At 51.3% G+C, this 25,801-nt stretch carries 20 protein-coding genes, 4 tRNA genes and 1 riboswitch; of the genes, 7 read left to right on the top strand and 17 right to left on the bottom strand.

Features of this window, described 5'->3' with window-relative positions:
- Positions 1-21: 21 nt before the first annotated feature.
- Positions 22-795, bottom strand: a complete 774-nt coding sequence (nudC, locus tag ACJY2L_RS19060) for an NAD(+) diphosphatase (protein ID WP_067434385.1) — start codon at positions 793-795, stop codon at positions 22-24.
- Positions 796-883: 88 nt separating this feature from the next.
- Between nudC and ACJY2L_RS19055 the strand changes: the two genes are divergently transcribed.
- The 3 genes from ACJY2L_RS19055 (at position 884) to thiE (ending at position 4,211) form a co-directional block, all read left to right on the top strand.
- Positions 884-1,390, top strand: a complete 507-nt coding sequence (locus ACJY2L_RS19055) for an Rsd/AlgQ family anti-sigma factor (RefSeq protein WP_067434388.1) — start codon at positions 884-886, stop codon at positions 1,388-1,390.
- 99 nt (positions 1,391-1,489) lie between these two features.
- A riboswitch (TPP riboswitch) is annotated at positions 1,490-1,588 on the top strand.
- Between the two features lie 92 nt (positions 1,589-1,680).
- A complete protein-coding gene (thiC, locus tag ACJY2L_RS19050; protein ID WP_439214602.1) occupies positions 1,681-3,582 on the top strand; it encodes a phosphomethylpyrimidine synthase ThiC in 1,902 nt (633 codons plus the stop codon).
- Complete coding sequence (gene thiE, locus ACJY2L_RS19045; protein ID WP_439214610.1) at positions 3,582-4,211, top strand: thiamine phosphate synthase; 630 nt, start codon at positions 3,582-3,584, stop codon at positions 4,209-4,211. The genes thiC and thiE overlap by 1 nt, the downstream gene beginning before the upstream one ends.
- Before the next feature lie 196 nt (positions 4,212-4,407).
- On the opposite strand, the gene ACJY2L_RS19040 is transcribed toward thiE, so the two are convergent.
- Positions 4,408-5,859, bottom strand: coding sequence for a PLP-dependent aminotransferase family protein (locus ACJY2L_RS19040; protein WP_439214604.1), 1,452 nt, complete (start codon positions 5,857-5,859; stop codon positions 4,408-4,410).
- Between the two features lie 166 nt (positions 5,860-6,025).
- On the opposite strand from ACJY2L_RS19040, the gene ACJY2L_RS19035 reads away from it, so the two are divergent.
- Entirely contained in the window at positions 6,026-6,214 is a 189-nt protein-coding gene (locus tag ACJY2L_RS19035; protein WP_439214606.1) for a DUF1127 domain-containing protein, read from the top strand.
- A 68-nt stretch (positions 6,215-6,282) separates the two neighbouring features.
- Here ACJY2L_RS19035 and rpoC read toward each other — a convergent pair whose 3' ends face one another.
- The 13 genes from rpoC to ACJY2L_RS18970 all read right to left on the bottom strand — a co-directional run bounded on the left by rpoC (position 6,283) and on the right by ACJY2L_RS18970 (position 20,542).
- Positions 6,283-10,503, bottom strand: a complete 4,221-nt coding sequence (gene rpoC, locus ACJY2L_RS19030) for a DNA-directed RNA polymerase subunit beta' (protein ID WP_187487179.1) — start codon at positions 10,501-10,503, stop codon at positions 6,283-6,285.
- A gap of 97 nt (positions 10,504-10,600) precedes the next feature.
- Positions 10,601-14,629 (bottom strand): DNA-directed RNA polymerase subunit beta, encoded by a 4,029-nt coding sequence (gene rpoB / locus ACJY2L_RS19025; protein WP_439214607.1) that lies wholly within the window; start codon positions 14,627-14,629, stop codon positions 10,601-10,603.
- Between the two features lie 328 nt (positions 14,630-14,957).
- Positions 14,958-15,326: a 50S ribosomal protein L7/L12 gene (rplL, locus tag ACJY2L_RS19020; protein WP_439214608.1), complete on the bottom strand. Its 369-nt coding sequence runs from the start codon at positions 15,324-15,326 to the stop codon at positions 14,958-14,960.
- A 62-nt stretch (positions 15,327-15,388) separates the two neighbouring features.
- Positions 15,389-15,892, bottom strand: coding sequence for a 50S ribosomal protein L10 (gene rplJ, locus ACJY2L_RS19015; protein WP_187487178.1), 504 nt, complete (start codon positions 15,890-15,892; stop codon positions 15,389-15,391).
- 386 nt (positions 15,893-16,278) lie between these two features.
- Complete coding sequence (gene rplA, locus ACJY2L_RS19010; protein WP_439214609.1) at positions 16,279-16,983, bottom strand: 50S ribosomal protein L1; 705 nt, start codon at positions 16,981-16,983, stop codon at positions 16,279-16,281.
- A 3-nt stretch (positions 16,984-16,986) separates the two neighbouring features.
- A complete protein-coding gene (gene rplK, locus ACJY2L_RS19005) occupies positions 16,987-17,415 on the bottom strand; it encodes a 50S ribosomal protein L11 (RefSeq protein ID WP_034828899.1) in 429 nt (142 codons plus the stop codon).
- Positions 17,416-17,567: 152 nt separating this feature from the next.
- Complete coding sequence (gene nusG, locus ACJY2L_RS19000; protein ID WP_067434420.1) at positions 17,568-18,113, bottom strand: transcription termination/antitermination protein NusG; 546 nt, start codon at positions 18,111-18,113, stop codon at positions 17,568-17,570.
- 1 nt (position 18,114) lies between these two features.
- On the bottom strand, positions 18,115-18,498 hold the full coding sequence (gene secE / locus ACJY2L_RS18995; RefSeq protein ID WP_067434422.1) for a preprotein translocase subunit SecE: 384 nt from the start codon (positions 18,496-18,498) through the stop codon (positions 18,115-18,117).
- Positions 18,499-18,724: 226 nt separating this feature from the next.
- On the bottom strand, positions 18,725-19,909 hold the full coding sequence (gene tuf, locus ACJY2L_RS18990) for an elongation factor Tu (RefSeq protein ID WP_439351304.1): 1,185 nt from the start codon (positions 19,907-19,909) through the stop codon (positions 18,725-18,727).
- A 111-nt stretch (positions 19,910-20,020) separates the two neighbouring features.
- Positions 20,021-20,096, bottom strand: a tRNA-Thr gene (locus ACJY2L_RS18985).
- Positions 20,097-20,101: 5 nt separating this feature from the next.
- Positions 20,102-20,176 (bottom strand) — tRNA-Gly (locus tag ACJY2L_RS18980).
- A 195-nt stretch (positions 20,177-20,371) separates the two neighbouring features.
- Positions 20,372-20,456, bottom strand: a tRNA-Tyr gene (locus tag ACJY2L_RS18975).
- Between the two features lie 10 nt (positions 20,457-20,466).
- Positions 20,467-20,542, bottom strand: a tRNA-Thr gene (locus tag ACJY2L_RS18970).
- A 587-nt stretch (positions 20,543-21,129) separates the two neighbouring features.
- Here ACJY2L_RS18970 and coaA point away from each other — a divergent pair.
- A complete protein-coding gene (gene coaA, locus ACJY2L_RS18965) occupies positions 21,130-22,080 on the top strand; it encodes a type I pantothenate kinase (protein WP_067434428.1) in 951 nt (316 codons plus the stop codon).
- Between the two features lie 37 nt (positions 22,081-22,117).
- Here coaA and birA read toward each other — a convergent pair whose 3' ends face one another.
- Both birA and murB read right to left on the bottom strand, forming a co-directional pair.
- Positions 22,118-23,077 (bottom strand): bifunctional biotin--[acetyl-CoA-carboxylase] ligase/biotin operon repressor BirA, encoded by a 960-nt coding sequence (birA, locus tag ACJY2L_RS18960; protein ID WP_439214645.1) that lies wholly within the window; start codon positions 23,075-23,077, stop codon positions 22,118-22,120.
- Positions 23,074-24,111, bottom strand: a complete 1,038-nt coding sequence (gene murB / locus ACJY2L_RS18955; RefSeq protein ID WP_187487202.1) for a UDP-N-acetylmuramate dehydrogenase — start codon at positions 24,109-24,111, stop codon at positions 23,074-23,076. The genes birA and murB overlap by 4 nt, the downstream gene beginning before the upstream one ends.
- A gap of 690 nt (positions 24,112-24,801) precedes the next feature.
- Between murB and ACJY2L_RS18950 the strand changes: the two genes are divergently transcribed.
- Together ACJY2L_RS18950 and ACJY2L_RS18945 are read left to right on the top strand one after the other, a co-directional pair.
- The gene (locus ACJY2L_RS18950; RefSeq protein ID WP_439214647.1) at positions 24,802-25,371 is read left to right on the top strand and encodes a winged helix-turn-helix domain-containing protein; all 570 of its coding nucleotides are present in this window, start codon (positions 24,802-24,804) and stop codon (positions 25,369-25,371) included.
- Between the two features lie 146 nt (positions 25,372-25,517).
- Positions 25,518-25,748: a Flp family type IVb pilin gene (locus ACJY2L_RS18945; RefSeq protein ID WP_439214649.1), complete on the top strand. Its 231-nt coding sequence runs from the start codon at positions 25,518-25,520 to the stop codon at positions 25,746-25,748.
- Positions 25,749-25,801 lie beyond the last annotated feature (53 nt).

The following is a 25,801-nucleotide window of genomic DNA, read 5'->3' as shown; positions in this document are numbered from 1 at the left end:
AACAGGCGCGCAGTGTAGCATTCATTCTGCTTCTGCGCGGCACAGGGCAACGGTATCTTCAATGAGCCGACGCGCGACGGTGCCTGCTGGCGGCAACAACGGCAGCTGGTCATAACGGAACCAGTCGGCATCCAGTAACTCTTTTTTATCGGGCTGCAGATCGCCGCTGTCGTAGTCCGCCATAAAGGCCACCATCAATGACTGCGGGAAAGGCCAGGGTTGTGACGTGACATAACGTACGTTTTTCACCTTCACGTTGCTCTCTTCCATCACTTCGCGCGCCACCGTCTGCTCGAGGGTCTCCCCGACTTCGACAAATCCGGCAAGCACGGTATAAATATTGCTGCGATGGCGGGCGTGATGCGCCAGCAGAATGCGATCGCCGCGGCGGATCGCCACGATAATGCAGGGCGCAATCTGCGGATAGTAGCGCTGGCGGCAATGCGGACAGAGTGCCGCAAACTCGCGGGTGCTGAGATTCATTTCATGACCGCAGTAACCACACCAGCGATGTGAGCGATAAAACTCCGCCAGCTGCACTCCGCGCCCGGCCAGCTGGAACAGTCCCACATCCAAATCGATTAGCTGCCTGACCGACATCATGTGCTCGTCGCGGTTTTCACGAATTAGCCACACCGTTTCGCCCTGCCATTCGCCTACTGGCATCGCCTGTGCGCCGACCAGCGCAAATTTTTCCGCCGATCCGTACGGTAATTCGCCATCAGGTAACCAAAGTTTGTTTTCATGGCTGACAATCCACCAGCCTGCGTCTACGCTTGAGATCTCATGTTGCATAAATAATGGTTATCCTTCGCTTTTACTGGCACTCTGAAGAAGTTGCAGGACCAAATGCATTGAAACTATAACTCACACGGAGTCAATTATGCTCAACCAGTTAAATCTCCTGACAGAGCGCGTAGGTGGAAGTAACGAACTGGTAGATTTTTGGCTGAATGCTCGCCGCCAGCTCCTCGTTACGTATTACCAAACGGTAGGGATCAAGCCTGGCAAATCGCCGCTGACCGTACTGGATGAAAAAGCGCTGGATAATTTTTGCCAAAATTTAGTCGATTATCTGTCGACCGGCCATTTCAGCGTATATGAGCGCATTATTGATGACGTTGAAGGCACCAGCCCTCTTAACGCCGCCGCGCAAATCTACCCGGCGCTGCAGCTGAATACTGAACGTCTGATGGCGATTTACGATACGCATCTTGAAAATGCCATCGATGATGATAACTACATCGCTTTCCAACAGGCATTGTCTGAAGTTGGCGAAATCCTCGAAGCTCGTTTTACGCTGGAAGATACGCTGATTCAGTTAGCGTCTGAGACCAATCTTGTTCATGCGCCTGTGGCTAACGACGAAGTTATCGCGCGCCCGGCATAAGGTTGATCTTGTAGTTTGAAAATGGCCTCATTATGCTAATGGGGCTTTTTTGTACCACGCAACTGTTGTTGCGCCGTGATGGCTGAGCATCGCCATTGCTTCTTCTTGTCGGAGTGCCTTAGGGCTGAGACCGTTTATTCGGGATCCGCGGAACCTGATCAGGTTAGAACCTGCGAAGGGAACAAGAGTAAATCTACTCAGAACGGCATAGTGCCGTCTGTACAGACATCGTCTGTTACTCCTTCCGAACTCCGGACAAGCAAATTCCTCATCTGAAATGGAACCTTGCTATGTCTGTTACACCATCCAATCGCCGTGAACAACGCGCGCATGCTCAGCAGTTTATTGACTCCCTGCAGGGCACCGCTTTTCCTAATTCACGCCGCATCTGGCTGATCGGTAGCCAACCCGATATTCGCGTACCTTTGCGCGAAATTCAGGTCAGTCCTACCTTAATCAGCGGCGACAGCGCGACGCCGCGCTATGAAGCCAACGAAGCCATTCCTGTTTACGATACTGCCGGACCCTATGGCGATCCACTGGCGGAGATTGATGTGCGCCGCGGTCTGCCGCGCATACGTGACGGTTGGATAGCTCAACGTGGCGACAGTGAAACCATTAGCCAGCTCAGCTCAGGTTACACGCAGCAACGTCTGGCCGATGAAGGGCTCGATCATCTGCGCTTTGAGCATCTGCCGCAGCCACGCAGAGCCAAAGCAGGCAAGTGTGTTACCCAGCTTCACTATGCGCGCCAGGGCATCATCACCCCGGAAATGGAGTTTATCGCCCTGCGCGAAAACATGGGCCGCGAACGTATTCGCGGTGATGTGCTGCGGCAGCAGCATGCAGGCAACGCCTTTGGCGCCGAATTGCCGGAAAATATTACCGCCGAATTTGTACGTGAGGAAGTTGCCGCCGGGCGGGCGATTATTCCGGCCAACATTAACCATCCGGAATCAGAGCCGATGATCATTGGCCGTCATTTTCTGGTGAAAATCAACGCCAACATCGGTAACTCTGCGGTGACCTCTTCCATTGAAGAGGAGGTGGAGAAGCTGGTCTGGTCAACGCGCTGGGGGGCCGATACGGTGATGGATCTCTCCACCGGCCGTTATATTCATGAAACGCGCGAATGGATTTTACGCAACAGCCCGGTGCCGATCGGTACCGTGCCGATTTATCAGGCGCTGGAGAAAGTGCATGGCATAGCGGAGAACCTTAACTGGGAGATTTTTCGCGATACGCTACTGGAACAGGCTGAACAAGGCGTCGACTATTTCACTATTCACGCTGGCGTGCTGCTGCGCTATGTGCCGATGACCGCAAAACGGCTTACCGGTATCGTTTCGCGTGGCGGCTCAATCATGGCGAAATGGTGCCTGTCTCATCATCAGGAAAGTTTTCTTTATCAACATTTTCGCGACATCTGTGAAATCTGTGCCGCATACGATATCTCGCTTTCGCTCGGCGACGGATTGCGCCCCGGCTCGATTCAGGATGCCAATGATGAAGCGCAGTTTGCCGAGTTGCGGACGCTGGGCGAGCTAACCCGTATCGCCTGGGAATATGATGTGCAGGTGATGATTGAAGGTCCGGGACATATTCCAATGCACATGATCCGTCGTAATATGACCGAGCAGCTGGAACATTGCCACGAGGCCCCCTTTTATACGCTGGGCCCGCTGACCACGGATATTGCGCCCGGCTATGATCACTTCACCTCAGGCATTGGCGCGGCGATGATTGGCTGGTTCGGCTGCGCGATGCTCTGCTACGTGACGCCAAAAGAGCACCTCGGCCTGCCCAACAAAGAAGATGTGAAACAGGGTTTGATTACTTACAAGATCGCCGCGCACGCTGCCGATCTGGCTAAAGGGCATCCCGGCGCGCAGATCCGCGACAATGCGATGTCGAAGGCACGCTTTGAATTCCGTTGGGAAGATCAGTTCAATCTTGCGCTTGATCCGCATACCGCGCGTGCTTATCACGATGAAACGCTGCCGCAGGAATCGAACAAAGTCGCGCACTTCTGTTCTATGTGCGGCCCCAAATTCTGCTCAATGAAAATTACGCAGGAAGTGCGTGACTATGCGGCGAAACAGGCAGCCGCCCAGCCGATTGATGTTGGCATAATGCCGCGCGGTGATGACATTCACCCGCCAGTGGGCGCGATTAACGAGGAGAAACTGTGATGCTACCCTTCCCTGCTACCGCGCCGCGCCTCGGCCTCTATCCGGTTGTGGATAGCGTTGAGTGGATCGAGCGCCTGCTTTCAGCTGGCGTACGAACGATCCAGCTACGTATCAAGGATCGTTCGTCGATCGACGTTGAGCCTGCGATCGTTGCCGCTATTACCCTGGGCAAAAAATATGCAGCCCGCCTGTTCATCAATGATTACTGGCAGCTGGCGATCGAGCATCAGGCTTATGGCGTTCATCTTGGTCAGGAGGATCTTGAGGTTGCCGACCTGCAAGCCATTCAGCAGGCTGGTTTGCGGCTCGGGATCTCCACGCATGATGATGCTGAGCTGGATCGTGCGCTGGCGCTGCGTCCGTCTTACATTGCGTTAGGGCATATTTTTCCTACCCAAACTAAAGCGATGCCCTCAGCGCCGCAAGGCATTAGCGAGCTGCAGCGCCATCTGGCTCGGCTGGGAGAGATCTCAACGGTGGCGATCGGCGGAATATCACTGGCGCGCGCGCCGGAGGTATTGGCGACCGGGGTGGGCAGCATTGCGGTCGTCAGTGCCATCACACATGCCGCTGACTGGCGTCTGGCCACCGCCGAACTGCTGGCACTGGCGGAACCGGATCAACGCTGAGATATAGCAAGAATGGAACGCGCCTCGTGCTCTGCCTGTTAGCAGCTGTCACCAGGCGCGGTATTTTTCGACACGTCTCGTAGCAGCAAGGTTTACTGCTCGAACGCCGTATCTCTGACGATTACAGTGCGCCTGTCGAACAAGCCTGTTTGACCAGGGCCAGTTGTTTCTCCTCTCTGGCCCTGCCTTTCCACCGCTATTCTGTCGATAATGTCGGCAATGCATCTACGGCACAGTCAGCCATCGCATGCTCCGCGGCGGCGCCCAGAACAGCCAGCGCCTGCTCGGCTCGATGATCCATCGGTAACGCAAAATTAAGGCGCAGGCAGTTACGGTATTTTCCGGAGGCGGAAAATAGCGAGCCCACTGCTACCTGCAATCTTGATTCGCTAAGCGTCCGGTTCAACCGTACAGCATCAAACGGCTCCGGTAATTCAATCCACATCAGGAAGCCACCAGCGGGACGCGAAACACAGATGCCGCAGGGAAAGTAGTGGCGTACCCAACAATTTAGCGTCTCGTAATTGCGCTGGTAGATCTGACGCATACGGCGTAGATGCGGTAAATAGTGTCCCTGGCGAATAAACTCAGCCACCGCCATTTGCGTCTGCGTGGCAGTAGAGCCGGTGGCGATGTATTTCATATGGATAACGCGATCGCGATAGCGCCCCGGCGCCACCCAGCCTACCCGCAGTCCCGGCGCCAGGGTTTTGGAAATCGAACTGCAAAGCAGCACGCGGCCATCAAGATCCCAGGATTTCAGGCTCCGTGGCCGCGGATACTCCCAGGTCAGTTCGCCATAAACATCGTCTTCGATGATGGCAGCATCGTAGCGTTGCGCCAGCGACAGCAGCGCTTTCTTACGATGCTCCGGCATGATAAAACCCAGCGGATTATTGATATTGGGCACCGCAATAATCGCCTTCACCGGCCACTGCTCAAAAGCGAGTTCCAGCGCTTCGAGGCTAATACCGGTGGCGGAATCCGTTGGGATTTCGATAACCCGAATGCCAAAGCCGCGCAGCGTTTGCAGCGTACCGTGAAATGCAGGTGATTCAACGGCGATAATATCGCCTGGCTGGCAAACCGCCCGTACCGATACCGAGAGGGCTTCATGACAGCCGGTGGTGATAACAATGTCGTCTGCGCTGAGCTGACAGCCACTGTCAATAGCGAGGCGCGCAACCTGTTCGCGCAGCGCAGGCAGGCCCTGTAACGTATCGTAGTTAAGCAGACGCGGATCCTGCTTTTGGGCCAGCCGTGCCATGATTTTCCACAGCGGCTTCAATGTCGGCTGGGTAACATCCGGCATGCCACTGCCCATCTGCAAAATATCTTCTTCCTGCCGGCTGTTCAGAAGATCCAGCACGGCATCCCATTGCGTAATTTCTACCGGGCGCTGAGCGGGCCGGGTCATCGCTGGCAGCGGCGGCGTAGCTTTGTGCAGGCTGACAAAGTAACCCGAGCGCGGTTGTGGCGTAATCATCTGCTTCTCCTCCAGCAGATGATAAGCCTGCTGTACGGTGCTGATACTGACGCCATGTTCAGCGCTTAATATCCGTACGGACGGTAAGCGCTCACCGCTACGATACAGGCCCTGCTCGATGCGCCGGGCCAACAACGCTGCCAGCGTTTGATAACGTGTCACGATAGATTTCTCCGTTCTTTTGCCAAACCAGTACAGATGGCGCCCGTTTTTATCATTCAGATCTAATTTGGCCCAATCTGTATGTTAATAAAAGGTGTTTTTTGCATCTGTATTGCCAGCGGTGTCGGGATGACAATGTGCTCAGTAACTTACTGAGGAGGCAATAATGGAAGCGGGCGAAAACAGATGTGGCAAACTGATGAGCTTGTGTAGCGTGGTTACCTTGGGAAAGGTCATCGTTAACGGTATACGCAGCAGAATTTTACGTTATCAGACGCGGCGAATTCTCAGTCGTCTGACTGACAGTGCGCTAAAAGATATCGGCGTCACGCGCGAGGATCTCAGAAAATATTGATGCTGTTTTTCTGGCATAAAAAAACCGCTCCGAAGAGCGGTTTTTATTTATCAGCGTATCAACGATGATTAATCGTCTTTACCGCCAAGACCTGCGTTCAGCAGCTCTGCCAGGCTGGCAGATGCTTCGTCAGCAGTAACCTGCGGCGCAGCAGGTGCTTCGCCATGCAGACGACGACGCATGCGCTCCTGATGGTAAGCATAACCGGTACCGGCCGGGATCAGACGACCCACGATAACGTTCTCTTTCAGGCCGCGCAGTTCATCGCGCTTGCCTGCTACTGCAGCTTCGGTCAGGACACGCGTGGTCTCCTGGAACGATGCTGCAGAGATGAACGATTCGGTTGCCAGCGACGCTTTGGTAATACCAAGCAGATCGCGTGCAAAGGTCGCGCCGACTTTGCCGTTCGCTTCCAGATCGCGGTTAGCAATCTTGATGCGAGAGAACTCCGCCTGCTCACCGTCGAGGAACTCGGTGCTGCCTGAGCTCACGATGGTCGCTTTACGCAGCATCTGACGTACGATGACTTCGATGTGTTTATCGTTAATCTTAACGCCTTGCAGACGGTAAACTTCCTGCACTTCGTTAGTGATGTAACGGGTCACAGCATGGACGCCACGCAGACGCAGAATGTCATGCGGAGATTCCGGACCGTCGGAAACCACGTCACCGCGTTCCACGCGCTCACCTTCAAACACGTTGAGCTGACGCCATTTTGGAATCATCTCTTCGTAAGGTTCGCTGCCATCGATCGGGGTGATAACCAAACGACGTTTCCCTTTGGTCTCTTTACCGAACGAGATGATCCCGCTGATTTCAGCAAGGATAGCAGGCTCTTTCGGACGACGCGCTTCGAACAGATCGGCAACGCGTGGCAGACCACCGGTAATATCTTTGGTACCGCCAGATTCCTGTGGCACACGCGCCAGCGTATCACCGGAGCTGATTTTCACACCATCTTCCAGCTGAACAATCGCTTTACCTGGCAGGAAGTATTGAGCAGGCATATCGCTGCCTGGGATCAATACATCGTTACCGTTGGCATCAACGATTTTCAGTGCAGGACGCAGATCTTTACCACCTGCGGTACGTTCAGCACTGTCCAGCACCACCAGCGATGACAGACCGGTTAATTCATCAGTCTGACGCGTAATGGTTTGACCGTCGATCATGTCAGTGAAACGGATGAAACCGCTCACTTCGGTGATAACCGGCATGGTATGCGGATCCCAGTTTGCAACGGTTTCGCCCGCGGCAACTTGCTCACCATCACCTTTCGCCATGGCTGCACCGTAAGGAACTTTATAGCTCTCTTTAGTACGGCCAAATTCATCGATCATTTTCAGTTCGACGTTACGCGAGGTGATCACCAGCTTACCGGCCGAGTTCGTTACCGACTTGGCGTTGGTCAGCTTGATGGTACCTTTGTTTTTCACCTGGATGCTGGATTCAGCAGCCGCACGCGATGCCGCACCACCAATGTGGAACGTACGCATGGTCAGCTGCGTACCCGGCTCACCGATGGACTGTGCAGCGATAACGCCGATGGCCTCACCTTTGTTGATGATGTGACCACGTGCCAGATCGCGACCATAGCAGTGAGCACACACACCAAAGTCGGTTTCACAACCTACCACGGAGCGTACTTTCACGCTGTCCACTGAGTTCTCTTCCAACAGGTCACACATGTGCTCATGCAGCAGCGTGTTGCGTGGAACCAGAATGTCAGCGGTGCCTGGTTTCAGCACATCTTCAGCGGTAACACGACCCAGTACGCGCTCGCGCAGTGGTTCTTTAACGTCACCCCCTTCGATTACCGGCGTCATCAGGATACCTTCGTGGGTACCACAGTCGTCTTCGGTAACAACCAGATCCTGTGCAACGTCAACCAGACGACGCGTCAGATAACCGGAGTTCGCCGTTTTTAATGCGGTATCCGCAAGGCCTTTACGCGCACCGTGCGTCGAGATGAAGTACTGAAGTACGTTCAAACCTTCACGGAAGTTTGCGGTAATTGGCGTCTCGATGATGGAACCATCTGGTTTCGCCATCAGACCACGCATACCGGCCAGCTGACGAATCTGCGCAGCAGAACCACGCGCACCGGAGTCGGCCATCATAAAGATACTGTTGAAGGAAACCTGGCGCTCTTCTACACCGTCACGGTTGATGACCAGTTCAGTAGAGAGGTTTTCCATCATCGCTTTCGCTACGCGTTCGTTAGCAGCAGCCCAGATATCGATAACTTTGTTATAGCGTTCGCCAGCGGTAACCAGACCCGACTGGAACTGTTCCTGAATCTCAGCAACTTCCGCTTCCGCTTCGCTGATGATTTCTACTTTCTTGGCCGGGATAACCATGTCATCGATACCAACAGACGCACCTGAACGGGCCGCATAAGCGAAACCGGTGTACATGGTCTGGTCAGCAAAAATAACGGTCGGCTTCAGGCCCAGAATGCGGTAACAGGTGTTCAGCATTTTGGAGATCGCTTTCTTACCCAGCGCCTGATTGACGATGGAGTAAGGCAGACCTTTAGGCACGATCATCCACAGAATGGCACGGCCAATCGTGGTATCGATGATGCTGGTTTTAGCAACCCACTCTTCCTGCTCGTTCTTCTCGTGTTCGGTGATACGCACCTTAACGCGAGCGTGCAGAGAAGCCAGGCCAGCGCGGTAAACACGCTCAGCTTCTTTCGGGCCGGTCAGCACCATGCCTTCGCCTTTGGCGTTAACACAGTCACGGGTCATGTAATACAGACCCAGTACAACGTCCTGAGAAGGAACGATGATTGGCTCGCCGTTCGCAGGTGACAGAATGTTGTTGGTAGACATCATCAGCGCACGTGCTTCCAGCTGGGCTTCCAGCGTCAGCGGTACGTGAACAGCCATCTGGTCACCATCGAAGTCGGCGTTGTATGCCGCACAAACCAGCGGATGCAGCTGGATCGCTTTACCTTCGATCAGAACCGGTTCAAAAGCCTGAATACCCAGACGGTGCAGCGTTGGCGCACGGTTCAGCAGAACCGGGTGCTCGCGGATCACTTCGTCAAGGATATCCCAGACAACCGCTTCCTCGCGCTCAACCATTTTCTTCGCGGCTTTGATGGTAGTGGCGAGGCCACGCAGTTCCAGCTTGCCGTAAATGAACGGTTTGAACAGTTCGAGTGCCATTTTTTTCGGCAGACCGCACTGATGCAGACGCAGGTATGGACCAACGGTGATAACCGAACGACCGGAGTAGTCAACACGTTTACCCAGCAGGTTCTGACGGAAACGACCCTGCTTACCTTTGATCATGTCAGCCAGTGACTTCAGCGGACGCTTGTTGGAACCGGTGATCGCACGACCGCGACGGCCGTTATCCAGCAATGCATCCACAGCTTCCTGCAACATACGCTTTTCGTTGCGCACGATGATATCTGGTGCAGCCAGATCCAGCAGGCGCTTCAGGCGGTTGTTACGGTTGATCACACGACGATAAAGGTCGTTAAGATCGGAAGTCGCAAAACGGCCGCCGTCCAGCGGTACCAACGGACGCAGATCCGGTGGCAGTACCGGCAGCACGGTCAGGATCATCCACTCTGGCTTGTTACCAGACTGAACGAACGCTTCCAGCAGCTTGATACGCTTGGTCAGCTTTTTACGTTTGGTTTCGGAGTTAGTTTCGTTCAGCTCTTCGCGCAGCTGCTCGCACTCTTGCTCCAGATCCATGTTTTTCAACAGGGCCTGGATCGCTTCCGCACCCATTTTCGCATCGAATTCGTCGCCAAACTCTTCTAGCGCGTCCAGATACTGCTCTTCAGTCAGGATCTGGCGCTTTTCGAGGTTGGTCATGCCGCCTTCGATCACGACATAAGATTCAAAATAGAGCACGCGCTCGATATCGCGCAGCGGCATGTCTAACAGCAGGCCGATACGTGATGGCAGTGATTTCAGGAACCAAATGTGAGCCGTTGGTGATGCCAGTTCGATATGACCCATGCGCTCACGGCGCACTTTAGTCTGCGTAACTTCAACGCCACACTTCTCACAAATCACGCCACGGTGCTTCAGGCGCTTGTACTTACCGCACAGGCACTCATAGTCTTTGACTGGCCCAAAAATACGGGCGCAGAACAGACCGTCACGCTCAGGTTTGAACGTACGGTAGTTGATGGTTTCTGGCTTTTTAACTTCACCGAAAGACCATGAACGGATCATATCTGGCGAAGCCAGAGCAATTTTGATCGCATCAAACTCTTCAGTTTTAGTTTGCGCTTTTAGAAACTTAAGTAAGTCTTTCACGGATTAGCTCCCGTCGGAGTGAGACTTCTCAGGGACGTCCAGCCTGCGCCGGACGCCCTGTAACCAGTACAAATGCGAGCACTTTCCAATTACGGAGTTATTCGTCTTCAAGCTCGATGTTAATACCCAGCGAGCGAATCTCTTTCAACAGTACGTTGAACGATTCTGGCATGCCCGGTTCCATCTGATGGTTACCGTCAACGATGTTTTTATACATCTTGGTACGGCCATTAACGTCATCAGACTTAACGGTGAGCATTTCCTGCAGCGTATAAGCGGCACCGTATGCTTCCAGTGCCCATACTTCCATCTCACCAAAGCGCTGACCACCGAACTGTGCTTTACCACCCAGCGGCTGCTGAGTAACAAGGCTGTAGGAGCCGGTAGAACGTGCATGCATCTTGTCATCAACCAGGTGGTTGAGTTTCAGCATGTACATGTAGCCAACGGTAACCGGACGCTCAAACTGCTCTCCGGTACGGCCATCAAACAGGGTAATCTGACCAGAAGTTGGCAGATCGGCCAGTTGCAGCAGCTCTTTGATTTCGCTTTCTTTTGCACCATCGAATACTGGCGTTGCGATTGGCATACCTTTTTTCAGGTTCTCTGCCAGACGCAATACTTCGTCATCCGTGAAGGTCGCCAGATCAACTTTCTGACGCACATCAGCGCCCAGATCGTAAGCGCGCTGGATAAAGTCACGTAACTTGCTGACTTCTTCCTGCTTTTTCAACATCGCGTTAATTTTCTCACCGATGCCTTTCGCCGCCATACCCAAGTGGGTTTCGAGGATCTGACCGATGTTCATACGCGATGGAACGCCCAATGGGTTCAGAACGATGTCAACCGGCGTACCGTTTTCATCGTAAGGCATATCTTCGATCGGGTTGATCTTGGAGATAACACCCTTGTTCCCGTGACGACCCGCCATTTTGTCACCCGGTTGAATCTGACGTTTAACGGCCAGATACACCTTAACGATTTTCAGCACGCCTGGTGCCAGATCGTCGCCTTGGGTGATTTTACGGCGCTTGGCTTCGAGTTTTTTCTCAAACTCGTGCTTCAGCTCGTCATACTGCTCTGCCAGCTGTTCCAGCTGATTTTGCTTTTCTTCGTCAGTCAGGCTCAGTTCAAGCCAGCGCTCGCGCGGCAGCTTGTCCAGTTTTTCCGCTTCAACACCGCCGGAAACCAGCACGTAGTTGATACGGGCAAACAGGCCTGCTTCGAAAATCTGCAGCTCTTCAGTCAGGTCTTTCTTAACCTGCTTCAGCTGCATCTCTTCGATCTCCAGCGCACGCTTATCTTTTTCCACGCCATCGCGGGTAAAGACCTGAACGTCGATAACCGTACCGGAAACACCGTTCGGCACACGCAGAGAGGAATCTTTAACGTCTGACGCTTTCTCACCGAAGATAGCGCGCAACAGTTTCTCTTCTGGCGTCAGCTGGGTTTCACCTTTCGGCGTTACCTTACCAACCAGAATGTCACCGCCGGTCACTTCCGCACCGATATAAACGATGCCGGACTCATCCAGTTTAGAAAGCGCTGCTTCGCCCACGTTCGGGATATCAGCGGTAATCTCTTCTGGCCCCAGTTTGGTGTCACGCGACACGCAAGCCAGTTCCTGGATGTGAATGGTGGTAAAGCGATCTTCCTGTACTACGCGTTCAGAGACCAAAATGGAGTCTTCGAAGTTGTAGCCGTTCCACGGCATGAACGCCACGCGCATGTTCTGACCCAGCGCCAGCTCACCGAGATCGGTGGACGGGCCATCAGCCAGCACATCACCACGTTCAATCGGCTCGCCCAGAGAAACACATGGCATCTGATTGATGCAGGTGTTCTGGTTGGAGCGCGTGTACTTGGTCAGGTTGTAGATATCGATACCCGCTTCACCCGCGTGCATCTCATCTTCGTTGACTTTAATCACGATACGAGAGGCATCAACGTACTGAATGGTACCACCACGTTTCGCTACGGCAGTTACGCCGGAGTCTACCGCTACCGCGCGCTCCATACCGGTACCAACCAGCGGCTTATCAGCACGCAGAGTTGGAACCGCCTGACGTTGCATGTTTGCACCCATCAATGCGCGGTTGGCGTCATCATGCTCCAGGAACGGGATCAGGGATGCACCGACGGAAACTACCTGCTGGGTAGAAACGTCCATGTAGTCAACCTGATCGCGGCTGAACAAGCTCGATTCGCCTTTACTACGGCAGGTCACCAGGTCATCAACAAACGCACCCTCTTCATCGAGGTTGGTGTTGGCCTGAGCGATAACGTAGTTACCCTCTTCAATTGCAGAGAGGTAATGAATTTCATCGGTAACCAGACCTTCGCGTACGCGACGGTATGGGGTTTCAAGGAAACCATACTCGTTGGTCTGTGCATACACAGACAAGGAGTTGATCAGACCGATGTTTGGACCTTCCGGTGTTTCGATTGGACACACACGACCGTAATGCGTCGGGTGAACGTCTCGAACTTCAAAGCCTGCACGCTCACGCGTCAGACCGCCCGGGCCGAGAGCAGAAATACGACGCTTATGCGTGATCTCTGATAACGGGTTGTTCTGGTCCATAAACTGTGAAAGCTGGCTTGAGCCGAAGAACTCTTTAACAGCAGCAGAGATCGGTTTAGCGTTGATCATATCCTGCGGCATCAGCGTATCGAGATCGCCCAGTGAGAGACGCTCTTTAACAGCACGCTCTACACGGACCAGACCGACGCGGAACTGGTTTTCGGCCATTTCGCCAACGGAACGGATACGACGGTTGCCGAGGTGGTCAATATCATCCACTTCGCCAATACCGTTACGGATACCAATGAGCTTTCTCATCACCTGAATGATGTCGTCTTTGCTCAGGATACCGGAACCTTCAATCTCGTCACGCAGCAGAGAACGGTTGAACTTCATGCGGCCAACCGCAGAAAGGTCATAGCGATCTTCGGAGAAGAACAGGTTCTCAAACAGATTTTCTGCAGCTTCACGCGTTGGCGGCTCGCCAGGACGCATCATACGGTAGATTTCTACCAATGCGCTCAGACGATCGCTGGTTGGATCAACACGCAGCGTTTCAGAAATATAAGGACCGTGGTCGAGGTCGTTGGTGAACAGCGTTTCGATGCGCTTGTGACCCGCCTGGCTCATCTTCGCCAGCAGATCCAGCGACAGCTCCATGTTGGCAGCAATGATCAGCTCACCGGTATTTTCGTCGATGTAATCTTTACCAACGACTTTACCTGCGATGTACTCAACCGGCACTTCGATATGCTGAATGCCATCTTTTTCAAGCTGACGAATGTGGCGCGCGGTAATACGGCGGCCTTTCTCAACGTAAACGCTGCCATTCGCTTCGATATCAAAAGAAGCAGTCTCGCCACGCAGGCGCTCTGGCACCAGTTCCATCTGCAGCTTGTTGTCGCGAATTTCATAGACAACTTTGTCAAAGAACAGGTCAAGAATCTGTTCAGTGGTAAATTGCAGCGCGCGCAGAATGATAGTGGCCGGCAGCTTGCGACGACGGTCAATACGAACAAACAGGTTGTCTTTCGGGTCAAACTCAAAGTCGAGCCATGAACCACGGTAAGGAATAATACGTGCGTTATAGAGCACTTTACCCGATGAGTGGGTTTTACCCTTATCGCTGTCAAAGAAGACGCCCGGGCTACGATGCAGCTGAGAAACAATAACGCGCTCGGTACCATTGATAACAAAGGTACCGTTATCGGTCATGAGCGGAATTTCGCCCATGTACACTTCTTGTTCTTTGATGTCTTTTACGGTGCCTTCAGGCGCTTCACGTTCGTAGATCACCAGACGCAGTTTGACGCGCAGCGGTGCCGAATAGGTCACGCCACGAATCTGACACTCTTTCACGTCGAAGACCGGCTCACCCAGACGGTAGCTGACGTATTGCAGTTCAGAATTACCGCTGTAGCTTTGAATCGGGAATACGGAACGGAACGCCGCTTCCAGACCATATTGGCCTTCGGGATCTTGCTCGATGAACTTCTGGAACGAGTCAAGCTGGATAGAAAGGAGATAAGGAATATCCAAAACTTGTGGACGTTTTCCAAAATCCTTACGAATGCGTTTTTTCTCGGTATAGGAGTAAACCATAGGGTTCCTCAGCTAGCTGACAAGTCGACCCGCGCTGTCCGATTTGAAGGACAGTTCATGCAACACGATTATGATTTTCAGCAAAGGCATGACACCTGCTGCAATACATCTTTCTATCACTCTTAAATCATTTCATCACTGTTGCGACGGCAGGGAACCTTGCAGGACAGCAGTATATTAAGTCGTCGATAGAAAAAGATATTATAGAGACATTCAATGGACAAACTGTGCGAAACCCCATTGAGGTCCCTTAGCGCAAAAAGGCTGGTGACCCAAAAGTCACCAGCCATCAGCCTGATTTTATTCAGACTGCAACCCTAAGGCTGTCTTACTTAACTTCAACTTCAGCGCCAGCGTCTTTCAGAGCAGTTTCAAGTGCAGCTGCGTCGTCTTTGCTGATGCCTTCTTTGATTGCAGCTGGAGCAGCTTCAACCAGGTCTTTAGCTTCTTTCAGGCCCAGACCAGTTGCGCTACGTACAGCTTTGATTACTGCAACTTTGTTCGCGCCAGCAGCTTTCAGGATAACGTCAAATTCAGTTTTCTCTTCAGCAGCTTCAGCGGCAGCAGCAGGACCTGCAGCTACAGCAGCAGCAGCAGAAACGCCGAATTTTTCTTCCATAGCGGAGATCAGTTCAACGATTTCCATTACAGACAGGGCTGCAACGCCTTCGATAATTTGTTCTTTAGTGATTGACATGTCAAATGTTCCTGGAATTCAGATTAGGGATATACGTTAGCAAAAGTACGTAATGAGAAAGATTAAGCTGCTTCAGCTTCTTTCTGATCACGGACTGCAGCCAGAGTGCGAACCAGTTTGCCGGCAGCGGCTTCTTTCATGGTTGCCATCAGGCGTGCGATTGCTTCATCGTAAGTAGGCAGAGTTGCCAGGCGATCGATCTGATCAGCGCTGATTAACTCACCTTCAAAGGCCGCAGCTTTAACCTCAAATTTTGCATTCGCTTTCGCGAATTCTTTGAACAAACGAGCAGCAGCGCCCGGGTGTTCCATAGAATATGCAATCAAGGTTGGACCAACAAACGTGTCTTTCAGGCACTCAAACTGAGTCCCTTCAACGACGCGGCGCAGCAGGGTGTTGCGAACAACACGCATGTAAACGCCAGCTTCACGACCTGCTTTACGCAGTTCGGTCATTTTGTCTACGGTAACGCCGCGAGAATCCGCAACAACCGCAGACAGCGCGCCTTTGGCCACTTCGCTGACTTCAGCAACAATCGCTTGTTTGTCTTGAAGATTTAATGCCATTAGCTTTTGCTCCTGGATTTTAGCCGGAGAAGGATTTCCCCGGAACTCACTTCACTTATTTGCCCGAAGGTGAATAAGCGCTAAATCACGGTGAGCAGAATCCAGTAAAGACTATTCAAAATATTCTTTTCGGCTCTGTCACCGTCTACGCAGGTGATTAAGCGTTTTGGTTCACAACGCCTTACTTAAAAAGCGCGCTCCCCAGTCAGCCCCTGCGGTCTTGGACGGAGGCCAGGATAAGGCCTGGCTCCAACCTAAAACCTGCTAACACGTTACCGCTTACGCGAGATAACCTGTCAGTAAAAAATTCGGGTTCAGCTAAAAAATCATTAGCAGAACAACGGGCGTAAGATTCTAGTCGAAAATTTCGCCCGTTTCAACAGCAATTAGTTTGCTGCCGCGTTCAGACCAGCCTGATCGATGGCAACGCCAGCGCCCATGGTGGTAGAAAGGCTAACTTTCTTGATGAACACGCCTTTAGCCTGTGAAGGTTTGGCTTTTTTCAGCGCAACCAGCAGTGACTCAAGGTTTTCTTTCAGTTTTTCAGAATCGAAATCAACTTTACCGATAGTGGTATGGATGATGCCGTTCTTGTCGTTACGGTAACGAACCTGACCTGCTTTAGCATTCTTAACTGCTTCAGCAACGTTTGGCGTTACGGTACCTACTTTCGGGTTAGGCATCAGACCACGTGGGCCCAGAACCTGGCCCAGCTGGCCAACAACGCGCATTGCATCTGGAGAAGCAATAACAACGTCAAAGTTCATTTCGCCTTTCTTGATCTGGTCAGCCAGATCTTCCATACCTACCAGTTCAGCGCCCGCAGCTTTAGCAGCTTCAGCGTTCGCGCCCTGAGCAAATACGGCAACACGTACGGAACGACCAGTACCGTGTGGCAGTACAGTTGCACCACGTACGTTCTGATCGGACTTACGTGCATCAATGCCGAGGTTGACAGCAACATCAACGCTTTCAACGAATTTGGCAGTAGCCAGTTCTTTCAGCAGAGCAACAGCTTCATTGATGTCGTACTGCTTAGTCACATCAACTTTGTCACGGATAACCTGCATACGCTTAGTCAGCTTAGCCATTTCTTAATCCTCCACTACCAGGCCCATGGAACGAGCAGTACCTTCAATTGAGCGAGTCATCGCTTCAACATCAGCACCAGTCATGTCCGCAGCTTTGGTTTCTGCGATTTCACGTACCTGAGCACGGCTTACTTTACCGACTTTGTCTTTGTTCGGCTTACCAGAACCAGACTTGATGCCCGCTGCTTTTTTCAGCAGAACGGCAGCCGGAGGCGTTTTGGTAACGAAGGTGAAAGAACGGTCTGAATAGACAGTGATAACAACCGGCGTTGGCAGGCCTTTTTCCAGGCTCTCTGTTTTGGCGTTAAACGCTTTACAGAATTCCATGATGTTAACACCCTGCTGACCCAGTGCTGGACCAACCGGTGGACTTGGATTTGCCATACCAGCTGCTACCTGCAGCTTAACGTAGGCTTGTACTTTCTTAGCCATGATAATTCCTCTGTTGGGTTTTAGCGCCTCGGAAGGCTCCCCGTGATAATGGTTTACGCGCTATGACAGCGCATAAATACAAAAGGCGCGAAATTATAGGTTGATTTCGCGCCTCTCGCAAGCTACCCGACGTCAAAAATCGATGCAGATGCTTAAGCTTTTTCTACCTGACCGAAGTCCAGCTCTACCGGCGTTGCACGACCAAAAATAGAAACAGAAACTTTCAGGCGGCTTTTTTCGTAGTCGACTTCTTCAACCACGCCGTTGAAGTCGGCAAATGGGCCATCGCTTACGCGCACCATCTCACCCGGTTCAAACAGGGTTTTAGGACGTGGCTTATCGCCAACCTGCTGCAGGCGATTCATGATTGCGTCGACTTCTTTGTCGCTAATAGGAGCAGGACGGTCAGATGTGCCGCCGATGAATCCCATTACACGCGGAACGCTGCGCACCAGGTGCCAGCTTGCGTCATTCATTACCATCTGGACTAAGACATAGCCCGGGAAGAATTTACGCTCGCTTTTACGGCGTTGGCCACCACGGATCTCAACCACTTCTTCAGTGGGAACCATGACGTCACCAAACAGCTCTTCCATGTTGTGTAACTTGATATGCTCACGCAGCGATTGTGCTACGCGGCCTTCAAAACCGGAGAACGCCTGAACGACGTACCAGCGCTTCTTTGGAGCTTCAGACATCTTAGAACCTCAGGCCAGTGATAAACGATACCAGACGGACCAGAATACCATCCAGCCCCCACAAAATCAGTGACATCACGGCGGTAACCGCGGCAACGATTAACGTGGTATGCAGCGTTTCCTGACGAGTTGGCCAGATAACCTTACGCATTTCGGTTCTTGCTTCACGCGTAAAAGCCACTGTGGCTTTACCTTTAGTTGTCAGCAATGCAATGCCACCCGCAGCGGCAATCAGAACGACAACGGCCAGTGCGCGTAAGGGCAATGTGACTTCGCGATAATAGTAGTTGCCTACAATGGCCACGATGAGCAAGACTGCAACGCCTGCCCACTTTATCGCTTCCAGGCCGCGCCCGCTCCCTTGAGCTTCGGTATTAGCACTCATAAACCAACCTGCCACAATAAATCAGAAACTCAATAACCCCGCACTGCGAGGCATCCAAACCGGTTTTCGTGCAACATTTACCGGTATCCGACGCCGTGCGACAGAGCCTGTCTCAACAATGATTATGATTGAAAATCACTGATGAGCCAGGTTCTATGTTACAGCGTACAAAAAGGGCATCAAATGATGCCCTCTCTGACTGTGTTGCGTCAAATATTATCAGCGATTAAGCGATAACTTTAGCAACAACGCCCGCGCCAACGGTACGGCCGCCTTCGCGAATTGCGAAGCGCAGACCATCGTCCATGGCGATTGGGTGGATCAGGGTAACAACCATTTTGATGTTGTCGCCTGGCATTACCATCTCAACGCCTTCCGGCAGCTCGATGGTTCCGGTCACGTCAGTTGTACGGAAGTAGAACTGTGGACGGTAGCCTTTGAAGAACGGAGTATGACGGCCGCCTTCGTCTTTCGACAGGATGTACACTTCTGATTCGAACTGGGTGTGTGGCTTGATGGTGTTTGGCTTGGCCAGTACCTGTCCACGCTGGATATCTTCGCGCTTGATACCGCGCAGCAGGATACCGCAGTTTTCGCCCGCACGGCCTTCGTCCAGCAGCTTACGGAACATCTCAACGCCGGTACAGGTTGATTTCACGGTATCCTTGATACCCACGATTTCAACTTCTTCGCCGACTTTAACGATGCCGCGCTCTACACGACCGGTCACAACGGTACCGCGACCTGAGATAGAGAACACGTCTTCGATTGGCAGCAGGAACGGCTTGTCGATTGCGCGCTCTGGTTCCGGGATGTAGTTATCCAGGTGACCGGCCAGCTCGATGATTTTCGCTTCCCACTCAGCGTCACCTTCCAGTGCTTTCAGCGCTGAACCGTGAACGATTGGCGTGTCGTCGCCCGGGAAGTCGTACTGTGACAGCAGGTCACGTACTTCCATCTCAACCAGTTCCAGCAGCTCTTCATCATCAACCATGTCGCACTTGTTCATGAACACGATGATGTAAGGAACGCCAACCTGGCGACCCAGCAGGATGTGCTCACGGGTCTGCGGCATTGGGCCGTCAGTCGCAGCAACAACCAGAATTGCGCCGTCCATCTGGGCAGCACCGGTGATCATGTTTTTCACATAGTCGGCGTGGCCCGGGCAGTCAACGTGCGCGTAGTGGCGAGTCGGGGTGTCATACTCAACGTGAGACGTGTTGATGGTGATACCACGTGCTTTTTCTTCCGGTGCGTTATCAATCTGATCGAATGCACGAGCAGAACCACCGTAGGTTTTCGCCAGAACGGTGGTGATAGCGGCAGTCAGGGTAGTTTTACCGTGGTCAACGTGGCCGATAGTACCGACGTTGACGTGCGGTTTTTTACGTTCAAATTTTTCTTTAGACATCGATTGTCCCTCTAAGACACGGATAAATCGGTGATATCACCACATCAACCAGGATAAGCCTGAATGTTGAATTATTGATACAGAGAAGAATCAGGGAAGGAGATAAAGAAGTGGTGCTGATACCCAGAGTCGAACTGGGGACCTCACCCTTACCAAGGGTGCGCTCTACCAACTGAGCCATATCAGCACATCTGGAGCGGGCAGCGGGAATCGAACCCGCATCATCAGCTTGGAAGGCTGAGGTAATAGCCATTATACGATGCCCGCATCCTGGAACTCGGCTACCTGTTCTTTCTGGAGCTTGCGAATAGTAAGAGAAGCGCTCTTATTATTCTTACATGCCAGTTTATTGACATGCGTTGACTGCACCTTAGCGCAGTCTGAATTCGTTGGTGGGTTATATTAACCTCACCGGTGCAGATAAACATGGTGCCTATCTGCTTCACTCCCTGAGGAATGAAATGGTGGTGGGAGAAGGATTCGAACCTTCGAAGTCTGTGACGGCAGATTTACAGTCTGCTCCCTTTGGCCGCTCGGGAACCCCACCGGGTACTTGATGGTGCCGGCTACCGGAATCGAACTGGTGACCTACTGATTACAAGTCAGTTGCTCTACCAACTGAGCTAAGCCGGCATCAAGTGACGCGCATTCTAGGAAGACCGGCGGTTCGATGCAACAAAAAAATCGCGAAAAATGTTCTTTCGCCTGTTTTTTGTGCATTTATCCGCAAAACGACCTGCGAACGCTATTTTATTGGGCAAAAATCCAACGAATTTGTCATTTCTCTTCGCTTCATAAGCAATAAGTTTAGTGCCCGTCAGACTCGTTTTTCGTTTGCAAGCAGATAAACAAAGCTTTTATCTTCTTTTTCACACGAGCAGACTGCCATTTTTGCCTCGTATCTGTGGCCGCAACCTCCATTTATCCACACATGGATTTTGTTTTCCGCTGTTGCGCTGTGTATCTATATAGGAAGGGCAAAAGCCACTGAGCAGTACACAAGAGCCGTTCATCGCCTTAAAGATATTGAAACCGAATAACCGCGGGCAATGCTGCTGGAGTTTGATCATTTTCCTTCTTTTTCTCGTTACAGTGGTGTTAACCTCCTGCCCATTGTTTTTTTCGTTTATCTCAAATCGCCTGGAAATACGTGTTCTTCTGCGTACAATTTCCGAACGTAGCAGATGAGCCAATCAATATTTGCTGGCAGAAGCGTGCTTATGAGCCAAATTAATAATTCGCTTACCACTCCTTACCTGCTGTTCGACAGAAAGCAGTGGGCAGCGCTGCGCAACTCCGTTCCAATGACGTTAACAGAAGATGAAATTGCTCGTCTTAAAGGGATTAATGAAGATTTGTCGCTGGAAGAAGTAGCGGAAATTTATCTGCCGTTATCGCGCCTGCTCAATTTCTATATTAGTTCCAACCTGCGTCGCCAGCGGGCGCTGGAGCAGTTTCTTGGTACCGATGGCCAAAAGATCCCCTATATCATCAGTATCGCTGGCAGCGTCGCCGTCGGCAAAAGCACCACTGCACGTGTTTTACAGGCACTGTTGAGCCGTTGGCCTGAGCATCGCCGCGTTGAATTGATTACCACCGATGGCTTTCTGCACCCTAACGCGGTGTTAAAAGAACGCGGTCTGATGAAGAAAAAGGGCTTTCCGCTCTCTTATGACATGCATCGTCTGGTCAATTTTGTTTCCGACCTTAAATCGGGTGCTCCTCAGGTCACCGCTCCTGTTTATTCTCACCTGACTTATGATGTCATTCCCGATGGCGACAAAGTGGTAGTTCAGCCTGATATTTTGATTCTGGAAGGGCTGAACGTGCTGCAGAGCGGCATGGATTACCCGCACGATCCGCATCATGTCTTTGTCTCTGACTTCGTCGACTTCTCTATCTATGTCGATGCGCCGGAGGCGATGCTGGAAAAGTGGTACATCAACCGCTTTCTCAAATTCCGTCAGGGCGCGTTTACCGATCCCGACTCCTACTTTCATCACTATGCTCAGTTGTCAGAGGAGCAGGCGATTGATGTGGCAACCAGCCTGTGGAAAGAGATTAACTGGCTTAACCTGCGTGAAAATATTCTGCCCACTCGCGAACGCGCCAGCTTGATCATGACCAAAAGCGCTAATCATGCGGTGGATTTGGTCAGGCTACGAAAGTAGCCGCATAAAAAAAGCCTGCGAGAAGCAGGCTTTTTTATTATTGAGGTCGCAATGAGATTTCGCCGCCCATCCAGGATTTGATTTCTCCCTCCTGCTCCAGCAACAACCCACCCTGTTTATCAACACCCCGAGCTATCCCATAGACTTCCCGATCGCCCATGATCAATTTCACCGGCCGATCGATAAAGTTATCCAGCGCAGCCCATCGACCGATAAAGGGCACCAGCCCCTCCTGCTCGAAGAGCGCTAATGCTTCACGCAGACTGTTGATGAGCTTTGCCGCCAGTTCATTGCGATTAATCGCAATGCCAGCTTCCTGCAGATTAATCCATCCCTGATTAATTTGTGCCGCATCAGCAGAGCGCATCGCCAGATTGATGCCAGCACCCATAACAATCTGTGCGGCATCGCCAGTTTTACCCGTAAGCTCAACCAGGATGCCCGCCAGCTTCCGGTCCTTAAGATAGAGATCGTTGGGCCATTTAACTCTGACATCCGGCGCACCCAACGCCTGTAATACTTCAGCCATGATAATGCCGATGACTAAACTCAGTCCCATCGCCGCCGCCGGGCCCTGCTCTAATCGCCAGTACATCGACATATATAAGTTGGCGCCAAAAGGTGAGAACCACTGCCGCCCGCGCCTTCCGCGTCCGGCCTGTTGATATTCAGCAATACAGGCATCACCCGACTGCAACTCACTCAGACGATCCAGCAAATATTGATTCGTTGAATCAATAACAGGAATGATTGCCAGGTTAGGCTGATGAAGACGGGCAAGAATGGCCGCTTCATCTAATAGCTGGATTGGACCTGGCAGGCTATAACCCTTGCCGGTTACCGTGTAAACATCCAGCCCCCAGCTTTTCAACGTTTGCATATGCTTGTTGATCGCTGCACGGCTCATGCCCAAGGCTTCGCCCAATTGCTCACCAGAATGAAACTCACCGTCAGCAAGCGCAGCAACCAGCTTTAAAGGGATAGTGTGGTCCTTCATGAAATTACCTCAACTGCATTACGTTCGCCGCCGGCACCGATAAATCGGACTTCAGGCTCCAGCCAGACAGAAAATTTTTCCCCGACACGTTCGCGTACGGTTTTCGCCAGCGCCACGATATCCTGAGCCGTTGCCTGATGCTGATTAATCAATACCAGCGCCTGCTGGCGATGCACTGCGGCACCGCCAATCTGAAACCCTTTCAGTTCGCACTGTTCAATCAGCCAGCCCGCGGCCAGTTTCATTGTCCCTTCCGGCTGTGGATAAACAGGCGCATGAGGATAGGCTCGCTGGATCTCTGCTGCCTGCTCGGCCGTGACAACAGGATTTTTAAAAAAGCTTCCTGCATTACCGGTTACATTGGGATCGGGCAATTTACTGCTCCGCATCTGGCATACGCTATCGAAGATTTGCTGCGGCGTAACGTTGTCAGCATCCAGGCGGGTCAAATCGCCATAGGTCATTACCGGCGTCCAGGCTTTCGACAGCACAAAGCCTACTGCAACGATGGCGTAGCCCTGTTGATAATGGTGCTTGAAGATGCTGTCACGATAGCCAAATTGACAACCTTCGGCAGACAAACGCTCTTGCGTTCCCGATGCCAGATGCAGTACATCGACATACTCACAAATCTGCCGAAGCTCAACGCCGTAAGCACCAATATTTTGAATCGGCGCGGATCCAACGCAGCCAGGAATCATGGCAAGATTTTCCAGTCCTGGAATCCCTTTTTTCAGCGCGTACTCAACCAACTGATGCCAGTTTTCACCTGCACCAACATGCAGATGCCAGGCATGTTCCTTTTCTGTTATCTCAATACCCTTAATACGATTGATAATGACTTGTCCGGCAAAGTCCTCCAGAAAAAGCACATTACTGCCCTCGCCCAACAGCAATACAGGCTCCTGTCGGCGCTGACTCGCCTGCCACAGATGCGCCAGCGTTTCGCTATTGTCGGCAACGTTAACTGATGCTGCATTTACATCAATATGAAAGGTATTCCAGGATACTAAAGAGGTAGGAGAAAGAGACATCATAACGCCCTGACTGACTGAATTATCTGCCTCGTAGTGTACCCGATCCCTGTCATAGCGGGCAGGAGATTTTGCCGCTGCGTTCCGCGGTCAATGCGTCATCCGGGTACAATTCTTGTCGCTCATCGTGAGGAAAAACCAGGCAATAAAGACACTGCGCTGATGATTAAAAGACAGGTCTCAAATAATATTCAAGAACGTTCTTAGTGAAATGATAGCAAGTAATAATTAAAAAATATCAAACACAATGAATTCATTTCATATAATGACGATTAAGTCGATAACAGCGCATCAAATTCTTTAACTTGCTGATTTTTTTAATCAACATCGAACTAATGAGATATCTTTCGACGAAATCATAACGTATATTCCTCCATAAACCTGCCCAGGATAAAAATCGGAAAGACACGTAATCATCTAATGAGTAATATACAAAATTGGCATACTAAAATTCATTAATAAAATATATTATTATTTCTTAATTATCTATTATTGGCTTTCTATCACTGTTCTCATCTTGCTCAAAATTTTGCGTTGGTAAGCTAAAGAGCTTTAATGAGGTTTAATGAGATGCAATGAAAAACAGCATAATTATAATGTGCACATAGCTACTCGATACGTCTTGCTATGATCACTAAATCAAAACAGGACTAAAACGTGCAACGTATCAGTAATTATTAAGGAAACGTTATGGCAAATGGATCCGAACACAATGAATTAATCTTCTTTCTTGATAACGGCGTACAGTTTCTCCCGGAGAAACGGTTTTTGATCAGCCTGTCAGGGCACGTGGTCAACCTGTCGGAAAACAGTTACCGGTTTCTAATCCTTCTGTTGGATGGAGAGAATGACAAACAAAAAATCATCAACCAGATTTGGCACGAGCAACGTGGTGTCGTCAGTGACAGCAGTTATTACGGACAAATATATGCCTTACGTAAAGCATTTGAGTTGGTAGGTTTGTCAGGCGCGTTGATTAAAACGATTCCTCGTCGGGGAGTGAAATATACCGGAAAGGTCACCGTTAAGCCGCTTGCAGTGAAGGAAAAACAACATCCGGCAATAGCTGTTGAACATGAGGACGTATCGCTACCCGCGGAACATGAAGCTACGTCAATGGCAAGCATCAAAGCAGTACCCAAAAAACCGGCTAAAAGTCGCTTTGATCATTTTATTTCAATCATGGCGATATTAGCCGTCTGTTGGCTAACGACACTTACAGTATTGGTTGTGAAATACATCATGCCGGTTGATAAATAACAATGAAAAATAAAAAATAATATAATCTCTCCAGGGACAGCGTAGACAATATTTCGTTAAATGCTCATGTCCTCTGCTAACAGGTGAAGGCAGTCGGCACTATGATGTCCAACAAAAGGACAGGCGGAAAATTAAGGAGAAAGAAAATGCAAGATATTATTAACCGTGGTTATATTTTTACTCTGATGAACTTACGTGCATTGACACGTGATAAACGTGGCGTAACAGCAATTGAATATGCACTTATCGGTGTTGCAATTGCTACTCTGCTAAGTCTGGTATTAGGTTCTCAAAGTACGGGGTTACTGGGCGAACTGAAGAAAGCATTTGATACAATCGGCAGTGCCATTAGAGATATAAGTCAAAAGGCACCATAAGCTGGGCTGCGCTGCTTAGAAAATCATTACGAGCACTCTGCTGTAAAAGCTCA

The sequence above is a fragment of the Duffyella sp. Ts4 genome, assembly GCF_051851875.1.
GTDB classification, from domain to species: domain Bacteria; phylum Pseudomonadota; class Gammaproteobacteria; order Enterobacterales; family Enterobacteriaceae; genus Duffyella; species Duffyella gerundensis.
This window is presented reverse-complemented; position numbering and strand designations above follow the sequence as displayed.

What these genes read in the sequence shown, in the direction of transcription:
- thiE (WP_439214610.1), top strand. Translation starts at nt 3,582, where the DNA reads ATGCTACCCTTCCCTGCTACCGCGCCGCGCCTCGGCCTCTATCCGGTT.
- nudC (WP_067434385.1), bottom strand. Translation starts at nt 795, where the DNA reads ATGCAACATGAGATCTCAAGCGTAGACGCAGGCTGGTGGATTGTCAGC.
- birA (WP_439214645.1), bottom strand. Translation starts at nt 23,077, where the DNA reads ATGAAGGACCACACTATCCCTTTAAAGCTGGTTGCTGCGCTTGCTGAC.
- secE (WP_067434422.1), bottom strand. Translation starts at nt 18,498, where the DNA reads ATGAGTGCTAATACCGAAGCTCAAGGGAGCGGGCGCGGCCTGGAAGCG.
- rpoB (WP_439214607.1), bottom strand. Translation starts at nt 14,629, where the DNA reads ATGGTTTACTCCTATACCGAGAAAAAACGCATTCGTAAGGATTTTGGA.
- coaA (WP_067434428.1), top strand. Translation starts at nt 21,130, where the DNA reads ATGAGCCAAATTAATAATTCGCTTACCACTCCTTACCTGCTGTTCGAC.
- ACJY2L_RS18945 (WP_439214649.1), top strand. Translation starts at nt 25,518, where the DNA reads ATGCAAGATATTATTAACCGTGGTTATATTTTTACTCTGATGAACTTA.
- ACJY2L_RS19035 (WP_439214606.1), top strand. Translation starts at nt 6,026, where the DNA reads ATGGAAGCGGGCGAAAACAGATGTGGCAAACTGATGAGCTTGTGTAGC.
- thiC (WP_439214602.1), top strand. Translation starts at nt 1,681, where the DNA reads ATGTCTGTTACACCATCCAATCGCCGTGAACAACGCGCGCATGCTCAG.
- nusG (WP_067434420.1), bottom strand. Translation starts at nt 18,113, where the DNA reads ATGTCTGAAGCTCCAAAGAAGCGCTGGTACGTCGTTCAGGCGTTCTCC.
- tuf (WP_439351304.1), bottom strand. Translation starts at nt 19,909, where the DNA reads ATGTCTAAAGAAAAATTTGAACGTAAAAAACCGCACGTCAACGTCGGT.
- rplK (WP_034828899.1), bottom strand. Translation starts at nt 17,415, where the DNA reads ATGGCTAAGAAAGTACAAGCCTACGTTAAGCTGCAGGTAGCAGCTGGT.
- murB (WP_187487202.1), bottom strand. Translation starts at nt 24,111, where the DNA reads ATGTCTCTTTCTCCTACCTCTTTAGTATCCTGGAATACCTTTCATATT.
- ACJY2L_RS18950 (WP_439214647.1), top strand. Translation starts at nt 24,802, where the DNA reads ATGGCAAATGGATCCGAACACAATGAATTAATCTTCTTTCTTGATAAC.
- rplL (WP_439214608.1), bottom strand. Translation starts at nt 15,326, where the DNA reads ATGTCAATCACTAAAGAACAAATTATCGAAGGCGTTGCAGCCCTGTCT.
- rplA (WP_439214609.1), bottom strand. Translation starts at nt 16,983, where the DNA reads ATGGCTAAGCTGACTAAGCGTATGCAGGTTATCCGTGACAAAGTTGAT.
- ACJY2L_RS19055 (WP_067434388.1), top strand. Translation starts at nt 884, where the DNA reads ATGCTCAACCAGTTAAATCTCCTGACAGAGCGCGTAGGTGGAAGTAAC.
- rplJ (WP_187487178.1), bottom strand. Translation starts at nt 15,892, where the DNA reads ATGGCATTAAATCTTCAAGACAAACAAGCGATTGTTGCTGAAGTCAGC.